Source organism: Brevundimonas diminuta 3F5N, assembly GCF_900163625.1.
Lineage (GTDB): Bacteria > Pseudomonadota > Alphaproteobacteria > Caulobacterales > Caulobacteraceae > Brevundimonas > Brevundimonas diminuta_A.
In genome coordinates this window covers 16,928-30,449 of record NZ_FUIE01000027.1, presented here as the reverse complement: position 1 = coordinate 30,449, position 13,522 = coordinate 16,928, and the positions used below count along the sequence as shown (strand labels likewise).

The 13,522-nt window shown below is 67.2% G+C and carries 16 protein-coding genes; 8 read left to right on the top strand and 8 right to left on the bottom strand.

Features of this window, described 5'->3' with window-relative positions; translation table 11 throughout:
* Positions 1–35: 35 nt before the first annotated feature.
* Both FM111_RS05015 and efp read right to left on the bottom strand, forming a co-directional pair.
* The gene (locus FM111_RS05015) at positions 36–842 is read right to left on the bottom strand and encodes an inositol monophosphatase family protein (RefSeq protein WP_087139623.1); all 807 of its coding nucleotides are present in this window, start codon (positions 840–842) and stop codon (positions 36–38) included.
* 133 nt (positions 843–975) lie between these two features.
* Complete coding sequence (gene efp, locus FM111_RS05010; RefSeq protein WP_087139622.1) at positions 976–1,542, bottom strand: elongation factor P; 567 nt, start codon at positions 1,540–1,542, stop codon at positions 976–978.
* Between the two features lie 167 nt (positions 1,543–1,709).
* Here efp and FM111_RS05005 point away from each other — a divergent pair, with 167 nt between their 5' ends.
* Positions 1,710–2,096 carry a hypothetical protein gene (locus FM111_RS05005; protein WP_143276048.1) on the top strand — a complete coding sequence of 129 codons (387 nt, stop codon included), beginning with the start codon at positions 1,710–1,712 and terminating at the stop codon, positions 2,094–2,096.
* 47 nt (positions 2,097–2,143) lie between these two features.
* Here the strand turns inward: FM111_RS05005 and bfr are convergent, their stop codons facing one another.
* Together bfr and FM111_RS04995 are read right to left on the bottom strand one after the other, a co-directional pair.
* Entirely contained in the window at positions 2,144–2,644 is a 501-nt protein-coding gene (gene bfr / locus FM111_RS05000) for a bacterioferritin (RefSeq protein WP_087139619.1), read from the bottom strand.
* A 181-nt stretch (positions 2,645–2,825) separates the two neighbouring features.
* The gene (locus tag FM111_RS04995) at positions 2,826–3,011 is read right to left on the bottom strand and encodes a (2Fe-2S)-binding protein (protein WP_003165676.1); all 186 of its coding nucleotides are present in this window, start codon (positions 3,009–3,011) and stop codon (positions 2,826–2,828) included.
* A gap of 117 nt (positions 3,012–3,128) precedes the next feature.
* Here FM111_RS04995 and thiE point away from each other — a divergent pair, with 117 nt between their 5' ends.
* From thiE to FM111_RS04980, 3 genes are all read left to right on the top strand, one after another.
* Positions 3,129–3,791, top strand: coding sequence for a thiamine phosphate synthase (thiE, locus tag FM111_RS04990; protein ID WP_087139617.1), 663 nt, complete (start codon positions 3,129–3,131; stop codon positions 3,789–3,791).
* 118 nt (positions 3,792–3,909) lie between these two features.
* Positions 3,910–5,535 carry a sensor histidine kinase gene (locus tag FM111_RS04985; RefSeq protein ID WP_256968099.1) on the top strand — a complete coding sequence of 542 codons (1,626 nt, stop codon included), beginning with the start codon at positions 3,910–3,912 and terminating at the stop codon, positions 5,533–5,535.
* Between the two features lie 682 nt (positions 5,536–6,217).
* Positions 6,218–6,574: a hypothetical protein gene (locus FM111_RS04980; RefSeq protein WP_087139616.1), complete on the top strand. Its 357-nt coding sequence runs from the start codon at positions 6,218–6,220 to the stop codon at positions 6,572–6,574.
* A gap of 4 nt (positions 6,575–6,578) precedes the next feature.
* Here the strand turns inward: FM111_RS04980 and FM111_RS04975 are convergent, their stop codons facing one another.
* The 4 genes from FM111_RS04975 to FM111_RS04955 all read right to left on the bottom strand — a co-directional run bounded on the left by FM111_RS04975 (position 6,579) and on the right by FM111_RS04955 (position 9,808).
* A complete protein-coding gene (locus FM111_RS04975) occupies positions 6,579–6,914 on the bottom strand; it encodes a VOC family protein (RefSeq protein WP_087139614.1) in 336 nt (111 codons plus the stop codon).
* Between the two features lie 231 nt (positions 6,915–7,145).
* Positions 7,146–7,658, bottom strand: a complete 513-nt coding sequence (eco, locus tag FM111_RS04965) for a serine protease inhibitor ecotin (RefSeq protein ID WP_087139611.1) — start codon at positions 7,656–7,658, stop codon at positions 7,146–7,148.
* Between the two features lie 50 nt (positions 7,659–7,708).
* The gene (locus tag FM111_RS04960) at positions 7,709–8,899 is read right to left on the bottom strand and encodes a thiolase family protein (RefSeq protein ID WP_087139610.1); all 1,191 of its coding nucleotides are present in this window, start codon (positions 8,897–8,899) and stop codon (positions 7,709–7,711) included.
* 72 nt (positions 8,900–8,971) lie between these two features.
* Complete coding sequence (locus tag FM111_RS04955; protein WP_087139608.1) at positions 8,972–9,808, bottom strand: acyl-CoA thioesterase; 837 nt, start codon at positions 9,806–9,808, stop codon at positions 8,972–8,974.
* Positions 9,809–9,972: 164 nt separating this feature from the next.
* Here FM111_RS04955 and FM111_RS04950 point away from each other — a divergent pair, with 164 nt between their 5' ends.
* From FM111_RS04950 to FM111_RS04935, 4 genes are all read left to right on the top strand, one after another.
* Positions 9,973–10,467 (top strand): winged helix-turn-helix transcriptional regulator, encoded by a 495-nt coding sequence (locus FM111_RS04950; RefSeq protein ID WP_087139607.1) that lies wholly within the window; start codon positions 9,973–9,975, stop codon positions 10,465–10,467.
* A gap of 52 nt (positions 10,468–10,519) precedes the next feature.
* On the top strand, positions 10,520–12,340 hold the full coding sequence (locus FM111_RS04945) for a diguanylate cyclase (RefSeq protein ID WP_087139606.1): 1,821 nt from the start codon (positions 10,520–10,522) through the stop codon (positions 12,338–12,340).
* A 57-nt stretch (positions 12,341–12,397) separates the two neighbouring features.
* Positions 12,398–13,093: a helix-turn-helix transcriptional regulator gene (locus FM111_RS04940; RefSeq protein ID WP_087139605.1), complete on the top strand. Its 696-nt coding sequence runs from the start codon at positions 12,398–12,400 to the stop codon at positions 13,091–13,093.
* Between the two features lie 66 nt (positions 13,094–13,159).
* Positions 13,160–13,492, top strand: a complete 333-nt coding sequence (locus FM111_RS04935; protein WP_087139604.1) for a VOC family protein — start codon at positions 13,160–13,162, stop codon at positions 13,490–13,492.
* Positions 13,493–13,522: the final 30 nt, after the last annotated feature.

Here is a 13,522-nt window from a genome sequence, read left to right as displayed (position 1 = left end):
CCACCCTCCCCATGAAGGGGAGGGAGAATTCTATCTTACGCCTCGCGCAGGATCTTGCGCAGCTTGGACTGGATGTCCGGGTTGCCGGCGACGATCTGCTTGCCGCTCATGGGATCGCCGTCCTGGTCGATGGTGGTGACGACGCCGCCGGCCTCAGTGACCAGCAGGATGCCCGCCGCCACGTCCCACGGCTGCAGGTTGCGCTCGAAATAGGCGTCGTAGCGGCCCGCGGCGACCCAGGCGAAGTCCAGCGAGGCGGCGCCCAGGCGACGGATGCCCGCGACGCGCTGGCCCACGGCGTGGATGTCCTTGATGGCCTGGCCGTGGCCGGTCTTGCCGATGAAGGGCAGGCCCGTGGCGATCAGGCATTCGGCCATGTCGGCGCGGCCGGCGATGCGGATGCGCGTGTCGTTCAGGTAGCAGCCCTTGCCCTTTTCGGCCCAGAACATCTCGTTCATGACCGGGTTGTAGGTGACGCAGGCGACGATCTCGGACGTGCCGTCGGGATGCTTGCGCTCCAGGCCCACCGTGATGGCGAAGTGGGGCATGGCGTGCATGAAGTTGGTGGTGCCGTCGATCGGGTCGACGATCCAGGTGTGGGTCTTGTCGGTGCCTTCGATCATGCCGCGCTCCTCGCCCAGGAAGCTGTAGCCGGGGCGGGCCTTCAACAGCAGCTCGAACAGGGTCTGCTCGGCCTTGACGTCGGCGGCGGTGACGAAGTCGCCCGGACCCTTGCGGGACACCTGGAGCTGGGACACCTCGCCGAAATCCCGAAGCATCGGGCGGGCGGTCTTGCGGACGGCGTCCATCATGACCTGAAGCAGGGCGGAAGCGAGGGCCATAGGCGGTTCTCCTGATCCGTCGATCCTTAAAAGGCCAGCGGCCCGGATGGACGGAGAAGCAAAAGGGGCGCGGACCATCCGCGCCCCTGTAGTCTTTATAGCGTCCGGCCTTGGCCGGGAAACGCGGCCTTTGTTAGTCCGCGCGGCGGACGTATTCGCCGGTCGAGGTGTCGACGATGATCTTCTCGCCCGTCGACATGAAGGGCGGGATCATGACGCGGATGCCGTTCGACGCCTTGGCGGGCTTGTAGGACGACGAGGCGGTCTGGCCCTTCACGGTCGGCTCGGTCTCGACGACTTCCAGAACGACCTGTTCCGGCAGTTCTAGGCCGATCGGACGCTCTTCGTGCATCTCGATGATGACCTTCATGCCTTCCTGCAGGTAGGGGATGCGTTCGTCGCCGACCCAGCCCTTTTGCAGTTCGATCTGCTCGTAGGACTCGTCGTCCATGAAGACGAGGGTTTCGCCGTTGTCGAACAGGTAGGAGTAGTCACGCTGTTCCAGCGTCACGCGCTCGACCTTGTCTTCCGAGCGGAAGCGTTCGTTCAGCTTGTTGCCGGTTTCGAGGTTCTTGGCCTCGACGTTGGCGAAAGCGCCGCCCTTGCCGGGCTTGACGTGGCTGGCCTTGGTGACGACCCACAGGCCGCCATTGTGTTGCAGGACCATGCCGGGCTTGATGGTGTTGGCGTTGATTTTCATGAGAACCGTAGGGCTCGTTGCTGGGGGGCGGCAGGCGCCGACCGCCAGAGCGTGGCGCGCCAAATCGCGGCGAGCCCTAGAGGATAAGCCGAAAAAGGGCAATGGCGGGGTCTTTTGACAGGTTCTCCCATTTTAAATATCGTTGTTATTATAAATGGGAGGACGATATGGCTATTGTGATCGCAAACACTCATTTGGCGGATCTTGAGTCCGCTAGCCTTGATGACCTTTTTGGCGAGTTGGGGATGGCGAGTTTCGGGGCCGATGCAGACGTTAGCTCTGCATTAGGAAACTTGAGCGGCGCCAAGGCTATTGTTCTTAAAGGTGGTTGGATGAGTTTCGTTGAGCGAGGAATCGCTTTCTTTCGAAGCATCTGGCCGACCGTGAAGCCGATCGTATGTGCAGCTTACGCCGAATACACTGAAAGCGACGGTGATTGGATTGGTCGTATTGCAGGCGCGATCTTGGGCGTTATCAATGTAACGGCGGCGGTGGCCGTCTTGATCCTCAAGATAGCGATCAAGCAGGGCCTTGATACGCTCTGCGAAGCTTAAAACCGCGCGTGAGACCGGGCTGGCGATACGCCAGCCCGAACCGTCGATCAGTTCCCAGTGGCGGCGCCGTCGGTGACGATGTCCTTCATCGCCGACTGCAGATAGTTCTGCGCGCCCATCAGCTTGATCAGGCTGTGCTGGTTCTCGAGGAAGTCGACGTGCTCCTCGGTGTCGGCCAGGATCTTCATCAGCAGGTCGCGGCTGACGTAGTCGCGGGCTTCCTCGCACTGGGTGACGGCGTCGCGGGTCGTGGCGCGGCTGTCGATCTCAAGCTGCAGGTCGGCGCCCAGGCATTCGATCGGGTCTTCGCCGACCTTCAGCTTGTGCAGGTCCTGCAGGTTGGGCAGGCCGTCCAGGAAGAGGATGCGCTTGATCAGCATGTCGGCGTGCTTCATCTCGCCGATCGATTCTTCGTAGATGACGTTGCCGAGGTGGGTCAGACCCCAGCTCTCGAACATGCGGGCGTGCAGGAAGTACTGGTTCACCGCCGTCAGTTCGTTGGTCAGCACCGCATTGAGGGTGCGGATGATCGCGGGATCGCCCTTCATGGTCGTCGTCCTTGTTCAGCGGCGGCGAAAGCGACGTCGGCGCGACGACAGGGCCTCTCGGCCGCCCGTGAGGACTTCATAGCACGGCTGAAACGCCGTGGATTATTTGCGAGTTTTTATCACTGCATTGATAATGCGAGTGAAATCCGCTTTCAAAAAGCGGCGCCACCATAGGTGAGCGCTACTCCGCCGCGATGGCGAAGGCGGCCTGGGTTTCCTGGATCATCTGGCGCATCTCGCACACGCATTTGGCGCACTGGGGCGCGCACTGGTGGCTGGCGAAGATGTCCTTCGGACGGTTGGCGCCCGCCTCGATGGCGAGGGCGACGTCACGCTGGCGAAGACCGTTACAGTTGCAGACGTACAAGGCGGGGCACCCGGAACACTGAGAATGGCTCGCTATAGCATTTATTAAGGCGGGTGCAAATCATTCGCATGCACATGCGACATTGACGGCGAGGACGGCTGGGGGCAGGGCTCGGCCATGGCTCGTCAACCGCAAATCCCCGCCCGTCCGCCTTGCCGGCTGTATCTGATCACGCCGGTCGCCATCCCGGACCTGGAGGCCTTCGCCGTCGATCTGGAGGCCGCCCTGTCGGCCGGAGATTGCGCCGCCCTGCAAATCCGTCTGAAGGAGGCCTCGGACGAGGAGATTCGCGCGGCCGTCGCGCGGTTGAAACCGATCTGTCAGGCGCATGACGTGGCCTTGATCCTGAACGATCGGCCGGACCTGGCGCGGGCGACCGGCTGCGACGGCGTGCATGTGGGCCAGGAGGACGCCTCCCTGGCCGAGGCGCGTCGCATCATGGGCGAGGACGCCATGATCGGCGTCACCTGCCACGACAGCCGCCATCTGGCGATGGAGGCGGCCGAGGGCGGGGCCGATTACGTGGCCTTCGGCGCCTTTTTCCCGACCGAGACCAAGGAGGTCGCTCATCACGCCGAGCCGGATATCCTGACCATCTGGCAGGAGACCATGGAGGTTCCCTGCGTCGCCATCGGCGGCGTCACCGCCGAGAATGCAGCCGGCCTGGCGGCGGCGGGGGCGGACTTCGTGGCCGTCAGCGCCGGGGTGTGGGCGCATCCGCAAGGACCGGCGGCGGCGATGAGGGCCTTTGACGGGGCCCTGGCGGGCGCTGCTTCCTGACTTCAGAGGATGTTTAGGAAACTCGGGCAGGGTGAGGCCTTAGTGTCGCCCCGTGGACCCGATCATGACGATGAGCCGTGCGCTCGAAAGAACTGAAGCTGTTGTGGAGCCGTCGGGCATGACGCCCCGTACGCTCCCGTCGTCACAAGCCAACACCGCCTTCTTCCGCCATCCTCTGTTGCCGATCCTGACCGCCGTGGGCGTCACCGTCCTGGTGGTTCTGGCGGTCAGCTTCGCCCGCGCCAACGGCGTGGTGGCGGCCTTGTGGGGAGCGGGCGGCCTGGCCTTGGCGCTGTGGCTGCGCGGCGGGCGCGGGATCGCCTACGATTGCGGTTTCGCTGTATTGATCACGGCGGGCGTGCTGGCGGGCGAGTTCCTGAGCGGCAATGGACCATCGCTGGCCTTGCTGTTCACGGCTGCCAATCTGCTGGAGATCGTCCTGGCGGTGGTGCTGACGCGCCGACTGGTGACGGGACTGCACGTCGATAGCGTCGAAGGGCTGGCGCGGTTTCTGGCCGTTTGCGCGATCGCTCCGCTTCCGTCCGCCGTATTCAGCGCCGTCGCCCTGAACATGATGATCGGCGCCGACCTGCTGGATTCCTTGCGGATCTGGTGGAGCGCCCACGCCCTGGGCTTCGCTGTTCTGGGCGTGTTCGGCCTGACCTTGCGCCGGACGCATCTGGATATTCTGCGCCAGCCCGTCCGGTTGGCTGAGGGCGTGGGGTTGAGCGCCCTGATCATGGGCGCCTGCTACGCCATCTTCTCGCAACTGAGCCTGCCCTATGGGTTCCTGCTGTTGCCGCTGCTGGTGCTCATGGCGGTGCGCTTCCGTGTCGTCGGCATCGCCTGGGCCTTGATGATCGTCTCGGTCATGGCCATCGGCGGAACCATGGCCGGGCACGGTCCCTATCACGACTTCAACGCCGAACAGCGAGCCATGCTGGGGCAGCTTCTAGTGTTGCTGGGCTATATGCCGATCGTCATGGTCGCGGCTCTGCTGGAAGAGCGAGATCGTCTGACTGAACGCGCTCGCGAGGGGCGGGCGAGGGCCGAGCGCGCCTCGGCGGCCAAGTCGCGACTGCTGGCCAATGTGGCCCATGAGATCAAGAGCCCGATCGGCGGCGTCATCGGCATCGGCGAGCTGTGGGCCGGCGGGCACCTGGGCGCCGCCACGCCCAACCAGGTCGAGATGGCCCAGATGCTGGTCAAGACGGCGCGTCAGGTCGAGGCTCTGACCCATGACCTGCTCGATGTGGCGCGGGCGGAGGCGGGCGCGGTCAAGGTGGACCTGAGGCCTACCGACGTCACCGGCGTGCTTGAGGACGTCCGCCGCAGCCTGTTGTTGAATCCTGAGTCGGCGGCGGTGAAGATCGAGGTGGTCGCGGCCGGCGATCATCTGGTGGCGCGGGCCGATTCCCAGCGTCTGACGCAGGTGGTGGGCAACCTGGCCAATAACGCCGTCAAATACGGCGCCTCGGGCGGGCTGGTCGTCCTGCGCGCGGCCTGGAGCGGCGATCGCATCCGCATCGAGGTCGTCGATCGCGGACCTGGCCTGTCGGAAGAGAAGCAGGCGCAACTTTTCGAGCCCTTCAACCGCCTGGGCCTGGAGCGTTCGGCCATCGAGGGGCATGGCGTCGGCCTGACCCTGGCCAAGCGGCTGGTCGAGCTGCAGGGCGGCGAGATCGGCGTGATCTCGGCGTCGGGGCAGGGCGCGACCTTCTGGGTGGAGCTGCCCGGCGCCTGATCCGGCGGGCGCGATGGCCGCTTGACCCGGTACCGCCCGCGCCGCCAATGTCGCGGCCATGAAAGCCGTACTCGTCGCCGCCCTGTCGCTCGCCGCCCCTCTGGCCCTGTCCGCGACGCCCGCCGCCGCGCAGCAGGACACAGCCGAAAGCGCCCGCATCGAAGAGTTGACGCGCCGTCTGAACGGCGCGCCGCCCGCGCCGCAAAGGGCGACGACGCCCGCGGCACAGCCGACGCCCCAAACTGCGCGCCAGACCGCGCCACAGGCTGCACCACAACCGGTTCGTCCTTCCGCGCCCCAGCCTGCGCCGCAAGCACGGGCGCAGCCGACCTCGCCTCCGGCCGCTGTGCGCCAAGACCCTGCTGAAAGGGCCAGGATCGAGGAACTGACGCGCCGTCTGAACGGGGCGCCGCCCGCCCCGCAGACGCCGCCGCCGACAACGCCGGGTACTGCTCGGAGGCCTGCTGAAGCAGCGCCCCAGGCAGCGCCTCAGACCGCACCTCGGACGACGTCCCCGGCTGCGCTCCAGACCGCGCCGCAGCCGCGTTCTCAGGCGACCCCCGTCCCGCGCCCGCAACCGCCGAAGATCGCAGGTCAGGCGCCGCTCGGAACCCCTCGGCCTCAGGCGGTCCTGCCCGCTCCGCCGCCGGCGCCGGCGGCGTCCGCGCCGAATCCACAGGGCTTGAGCGCGGCTGAGCGGGCGGCCCTGCCGTTCATCATCGACATGCCGCCGAGCTTCCAACTGGTTGAAGGACGCGCGGCGCCCGGCGCCCACGTCTATTCGGCGCGCAAGGCGGGCAAGACCTATTTGATGATCTACGCCGGGCCGTCGTCGCAGTTTCCCATCTATGACGGGGACCATGTGACGGTCGGCGGTCGTGTCTCGGTGGTGACGACCGAAGGCCAGCGGCGCGTCGCCATGGAGCATCTGTTCCAGCGTTCGGCGGAACCCGCCGAGATCCACGTCTGGGTGATGGCCCAGGACGGCGCTGACCGTGACGAGGCCGAGCGCATCGCTCAGACGGTGGACCCCAAATAGGGCCTTACTTCTCGGACCAGACGGCCAGTTCGTTGCCGGACGGGTCGCGGAAGTGGAAGCGCCGCCCGCCGGGGAAGGCGAAGATGGCGTGTGTGATCGCGCCGCCCGCCGCCTCGACCTTGGCCTGCATGGCCTCCAGATCGTGGGCGTAGAGGATGGGCAGGGGCTTGGGCGTCATGGCGTCGGGGGTGAAGCCGCCGTCCAGGCCCTCGCTGAAGGCCGCATAGGCCGGGCCGTAGTCCTGGAAGGTCCAGCCGAACGCCTGGGCGTAGAAGGCCTTGTGCGCCGCCAGGTCTGTCGCGGGCAGTTCGAGATAATCCAGCTTGCCGTCTTCGCGCATGGCGACTCTCCAGAGAAATGGAGGCGGACGCTTGCACGAAGGCCGACTCTGCGCAAACCTGCAAATGGTTCGCAGATGCAGGAGTCGACCCATGATCGTCCTGAGCGCCGGATGCGCCTCACTGGCCTCGCTGATGCAGCGGGACGCGGACGGACGACGCGGCTCTGATACAGAACGGGCGCCGACCGAATCCGACCGACGCCCGCGTCTGATCTCAATGAACGGCGCGGATCAGCGCGCCGTCTGGGTCTCGCCCGCGCGCCAGACGCGATAGCGCACCTCGACGTCTGACGGCGTGTAGACCACCACCGGCAGGCGCGAGTTGTAGCGGATCAGCGGCTGTTCCTGAGTCGTCACGAAAGCCTCGTGCTCCGAGCCGGGCGGGCAGCCCATCAGGGTGCTGGCTCCGGCCCCCAGCGCGGGCAGGACATAGTAGTCGTAACCCCAGCCCTGAGCCGTGCGGGTCTCCAGGCTGCCGCCGAAGAACTGGCGATTGCAGTCGACGGTCTTGGTCTTGCCGAGGATCAGCTCGACCTTCAGCGCGTCCTCGTCCGACTGGGCCGGCAGGTTGATGACGTGGCGGGTCTGGCCCGCCGTCGCGGCCGGGAAGGCCTTGAGGTCGGCGGACCCGGCCTGGCCGGTCACGGTGTTGTTCTGGGTCATGGCGCCTTCAGCCTGGGCGGTGGCGCAGGCGGTCAGGCTCAAGGCGGCGACGCCGGCGGCGAGGAGGGTAGGGAGTTTCAAGGGGGAGGTCTCCACAGTCAGTAAGCTTGACCGCCGACAACGCCGCAGGTTCAGACCAGTTCCACCGCCATGGCCACGGCTTCGCCGCCGCCGATGCACAGCGAGGCCACGCCCTTCTTGCCGCCGCGCGCCTGCAGCGCCGCCAGCAGGGTGGACAGGATGCGCGCGCCCGAGGCGCCGATGGGGTGGCCCAGCGCCGTGGCGCCGCCGTTGACGTTCAGCTTGGCGCGGTCGATGCCCAGTTCCTGCTGGGCGATCATGGCGACGACGGCGAAGGCCTCGTTGACCTCCCACAGATCCACGTCCTCGACCGACCATCCAGCCTTCTTCAGGGCCTTCTGCATGGCCGGGACGGGGGCGGTGGTGAACAGGGCCGGCTCATGGGCGTGGGCGGCGTGGCTGACCACGCGGGCGACGATGGGCAGGCCCAGCGCCTTGGCCGTGCTTTCGCGCGTCATGACCATGGCGGCCGCGCCGTCGGAGATGGAGCTGGAGTTGGCGGCGGTGACGGCGCCGTCCTTGACGAAGGCGGGCTTCAGCGTCGGGATCTTGGCGGGGTCAGCCTTGCCGGGCTGTTCGTCCTCGCTGACCGTGACCGGGCCCTTGCGGGTGGCGACCTCGACCGGGACGATCTCGGCCTTGAAGGCGCCCGAGGCGATGGCGTTCTTGGCGCGGGTCAGGCTTTCGATGGCGTATTCGTCCATCGCCTCGCGGGTGAACTGATACTGGGCCGCCGCGTCTTCGGCGAAGACGCCCATGGCCTTGCCGGGGGAATAGGCGTCTTCAAGGCCGTCCATCATCATGCTGTCGACGATGACGTCGTGGCCGATGCGGGCGCCGCCGCGATGCTTGTTCATCAGATAGGGGGCGCCGGTCATCGACTCCATGCCGCCCGCGACGATGACTTCGGCCGTGCCGGCCAAGAGGGCGTCGTGCGCCATCATGGCCGATTGGAGCCCTGAGCCGCACATCTTGTTCACCGTGGTCGCCTCGACGTGCTTGCCCAGACCGGCGCCGATGGCGGCCTGACGCGCCGGAGCCTGGCCCAGACCGGCGGGCAGGACGCAGCCCATGAAGATCTGCTCGATCTTCTCCGGCGCGACGCCCGCGCGCTCGACGGCGGCCTTCACCGCAGCGGCGCCCAGGTCGGTGGCCTTGACCGGCGACAGCGCGCCCTGGAAGCCGCCCATCGGGGTGCGAGCGAAGGAGCAGATGACGACGGGATCAGCAGCGGCGGTCATGACAGGCGTTTCCGTAAGTGAATCGTTTCGAGGGGGATTAGGGGAGGCGAAGGCCCGCTGGCAAGCGGCGCCTCACAGCAGCTTGCGGCGTTGGCGGGCCAGGGCGAGCGGGCGGCCGTCCGCGCCCCAGGCGATCGCCTCGTCCACCGACCAGCCCAGCCCGTGATCCAGCAGGCGGTATTCGAAGAAGACCCAGCCGTCAGGCGCGTTGTCCGGCGTCGGGTCGGCCAGGAAGTCGCAACGCAGGTCCACCGTCGTCATCATCGGCGGCGCCTTGAAGGCCGTCCAGGCGGGCGGATAGAGGGCGTCCAGCAGGTAGCACATCCGCAGTTCGTCCAGCGGCGCGCCGTCCTTGACCCGCATCCACACCCGCTCGACGACCGGCTTGTTCTCGTTGCCGCCCAGGATGTTGGGGCCGTTCTCGAAGCGATAGTCGACGTGCTGCGAGAAGCGCGGCGCCATCGGGCCGCTGATGCCCGGCGCGTCCTTCAGGCTGTCCAGCGAGGGCGGCGGGGCCAGCAACGGCGTCAGGGGCGAAGCCGTCGCGCCGTCGGCGCCGTAGGTGGCGCTGGCGTGGTGGGTCAGCTTCGATCCTTGCCCGCCCTCGACCACCGCATAGGCGACGTTGCGGCCGCCGCGCAGCATCCGGGGCCGGAAGTGCAGGGCCTGGCCGTACCGGGCGGCCGCCAGGTACTGGACCGTCAGGCTGCGGAGCGGCGCCTCGATCTTCAGGCCCTGACGCATCGCGCCGGCGCACAGGGCCGCCAGCAGGCCGCCGAAGGGGAAGCCCGCCTCGGGCGGGGCGCTGATCGGACCGTTGGAGAACTCGCCCGACAGGTGGGCGGCCAAAGCCCCGTCATCTTCGGGCGTCAGGCGGAAGGCGGCGTGGATCAGGTCTGGTTCGGTCATGACTCACATCGAAAAGCGGAGGCGGAACCTGCGACGGCGCCGCCTCCGAGTCGAGGGAAGGAAACAGCCGGGGAACGGCCATGTCCGTTGCAAATAGAAACTGACTTACTCCGTCGCGATTGGCAACCCTTGTCAAAAGCCTGACGCGAGGTCACTTTCCGCTCATGGGACGCACCGCCGACTATTCGCGCCAGAGCTGCTCGGTCGCCGCCACCCTCGAGGTGATCGGCGATCCGTGGACCATGCTGGTCATCCGCGACGCCTTCAACGGCGTCAGCCGCTTCGAGCAATGGCAGGAGCGGCTGGGCGTGGCGCGCAACGTCCTGGCTGCGCGGCTGAAGTCCCTGGTGCATCATGGGGTGCTGGAGCCGCGTCCCTATTCCCAGCGCCCGCCGCGCAACGAATATGTGCTGACGGCCAAGGGCAAGGACCTGTACGGCGTCCTCGTCACCCTGCACGCCTGGGGCGAGAAGCATGTCTATGGCGACGAGGCGTCGGGCATTGTCCTGCGTCACAAGACCTGCGGTCACGACCTGAAGCCGCGCATCGCCTGCGGCTGCTGCAATGAGATGGTCCGCCCGCGCGACGTGGAGGTGGTCTTCACCGAGAACCGCCCGACGGTCGGCGAGGTCATGCCGGCCAAGGACGAAGCCGCGTAAAACCCTCTGATCGATTCAACCTCCGTCAACTGTCGAAGGTTAACGGTGGGGCATGTTTCAGTCCCTGACGTCCAGGATCGCCGCTGTCAGCGCCCTGGTGGTGATCGCATTACTGGTTCTCGTGGCCGCCCTGGCCGACGCCTCGCGACAGACTCGCGAGAGCTTCCGCTGGGTGACGCACTCCGCCAAGGTCATCCAGGCGATGGAAGAGACCGTGGCGGGGTTGCGCGACGCGGAGTCGGGCCAGCGCGCCTATGTGCTGACGCAGAACCCGGCCTACGCCCAGTCCTTTGACACGCGGGTTTCGGACTCCCTGCGAGCGTTCAGTGAGTTGGTGGAGCTGACGCGAGACAACCCGTCTCAACAGGATCGGGTGCAGGCTCTGGGCGCGCAGCTGTCAGGCCGCATTGAACTGATGCGTCAGCCTTTGACCCTGGCGCGGAGCGGAGATTTCGCCAGGGCTGAATCGTTCATCGTCGAAGGGCGTGGCTTCGATTCCATGAGCGCCTTCGTGCTGGCGGCGCGAGAACTGTTGGACGAAGAGCGGGTGTTGCAGGCACGCCGCGTCGAGGCGGCTGAGCAGCGGCTGGCGCGCGTGCGGGGGCTGGCCCTGATCGGCGGGCCGTTGATCGCCTTCTTCTCCCTGTCGGTGTCCTTCATGGTCATCCGCGGCATTCGCCAGCCGGTGCGCGTCATCACCCACGCCATGACCGGCCTGGGCGCGGGCGACCTCGATCAGAGGATCGACGGCCGCATGGGCTCGCGTGAGTTCAATCGACTGGCGCGCGGCTATAACGACATGGCCGACCGTCTGGCGACGGCGGCGACCGATCAGAGCCGCAGCGAGCGCGAACTGAAGCGCGTTCACGACGAACTGCTGGCCAGCGCCCAGACCCTGCGGGAGCGGGGCGAGGTCATCGAGCTGCTGGGCGGCATGGCGCATCGGATGCAGGCGGCCCGGACCGACGACGAACTGGCCCAGGTCATCCACGCCTTCGTGCCGCGCGTCCTGCCGGGCTTGCCGGGCGCGCTCTACGCCTACAACAACTCGCGCAACCTGCTGGTCCCGCTGTCGGGCTGGGGCGGGCATGAGAGCGAGCAGGACGGCTTTGCGCCGGATCAGTGCTGGGCCTTGCGCCGGGGCCAGAGCCATTTCGTGTCCGAACCGGGCGCCGACGTCGCCTGCGGCCATGTGGATCATCTGGCGGCGCCCTATCACTGCGAGCCGCTGCTGGCCTCGGGCGAAGTGATCGGCGTCCTGCACCTGGACGGTCTGGTCGAGGCCGAGACGCAGTTCCGCCTCAACGTCCTGGCCGAGAACATCGCCTCGGCCATGGTCAACCAGAAGCTGCAGCGCGACCTGAAGGAACAGACGATCCGCGACCCGCTGACCGGCCTGTTCAACCGTCGCTACATGGAAGAGGCGCTGGCGCTGGAGGTGGCGCGCGCCGCGCGTTCGGGCGCGCCCCTGTGCGTCGTCATGTGCGACGTGGACCACTTCAAGCGGTTCAACGACGAGTTCGGCCACGATGCGGGCGATGTGGTGCTGCAGGCCGTCGCCGCCGAACTGGGCCATCGCTTCCGCGACGGGGATATCGTCTGCCGCTACGGCGGGGAAGAGTTCATCATCATCGCGCCGGGCACCACGGCCGAAGCCCTGTCGCAACGGGTCGATACGGTTCGTCAGGCCATCGCCGGCATCGCCCTTCGCCTGGGCAAACAGCCGCTGGGCAGCAGCACCATGTCTTTCGGCGTGGCCGAATGGGACAAGGGCATGGACCGCGACGGCGACGCCCTGGTGCAGGCGGCGGATGCGGCGCTGTATCGGGCCAAGCGGGAAGGTCGGAACCGGGTGATCCTTCACGCCGCCTGAGAGCGCGCCTGAAATCATGCTGCCGTTTTTCGGCAGTAACTCTGTTAAGCTTGCGGCGTGTCACGATCCGAACGCCTGCTTGATCTGCTGAACACCCTGCGGCGTCATCGTCGGCCGGTCAGCGGACGTGCGCTGGCGGAAGAGACGGGCGTTTCCCTGCGCACCCTTTATCGCGACATCGCCAGCCTGCAGGCGCAGGGGGCCACGATCGAGGGCGAGCCGGGCGTGGGCTATGTGCTGAAGCCCGGCTATCTGTTGCCGCCGCTGATGTTCACGCCGGAAGAGATCGAGGCTCTGGCCCTGGGCTCGCGCTGGGTGGCCGAACGGGCGGATGCGCGGCTGCGGGATGCGGCTTTGAGCGCACAGGCGCGGATCGCGGCGGTGCTGCCGCCGGACCTGCGCGACGAGATGGAGGCTTCGGCCCTGTTCATCGGGCCGGGCGCGCCGATCCCCGCCGATGCGGTGGACCCGGCGCTGTTGCGCAAGGCGATCCGCATCGAGCGCAAGCTCAAGCTGAACTATCGCGACGAGGCGGGGGCGGCGTCGGACCGTGTGGTCTGGCCCTTCGCCCTGGCCTTCTTCGACCGGGTGCGGCTGCTGATCGGCTGGTGCGAGCTGCGCGGCGACTTCCGCAGTTTCCGCACAGACCGCATCGTCGAGGTCGAGGTGCTGGAGGCCCGCTATCCCACGCGCAAGGCCGTGCTGCTGAAGCGGTGGCACGAGGCCTGCGACCGGCAGGGGCCGCCGCGATGATGCTGACAGAAATTGGCGGCAGGCGCGACTAGGTTCTCCTTCTGTTCAGACAGGCGGAGGGGCCCCATGACGATGAGCGACGACATTCTGCTGAACGTGGCCGATCCGGGCGCCAGCGCGCGTTTTTACGCCGGGTTGCTGGGCCGTCGTCCTCTGGAGGCGGGGCCGGACCATGCGGTCTTCCTGCTGGCGCCGGGGCGGACGCTCAGCCTGTGGCGCGGGCGAGGCGGGGCGCAGGTGGACGTCCGCATGGCCGCGCCCGCCGTGGTGGATCAACTGCACATCGACTGGTGGGACCGAGGCGCGCGCATCGTCCTGCCGCCCAGCGACATGGACTGCGGCCACGGCTTCGTGGCGCGCGATCCGGACGGTAATTGCCTGCGGGTCTATGCGGCCTAATCCGTCACCCTCGGAGCAGGCCCGAGGGTG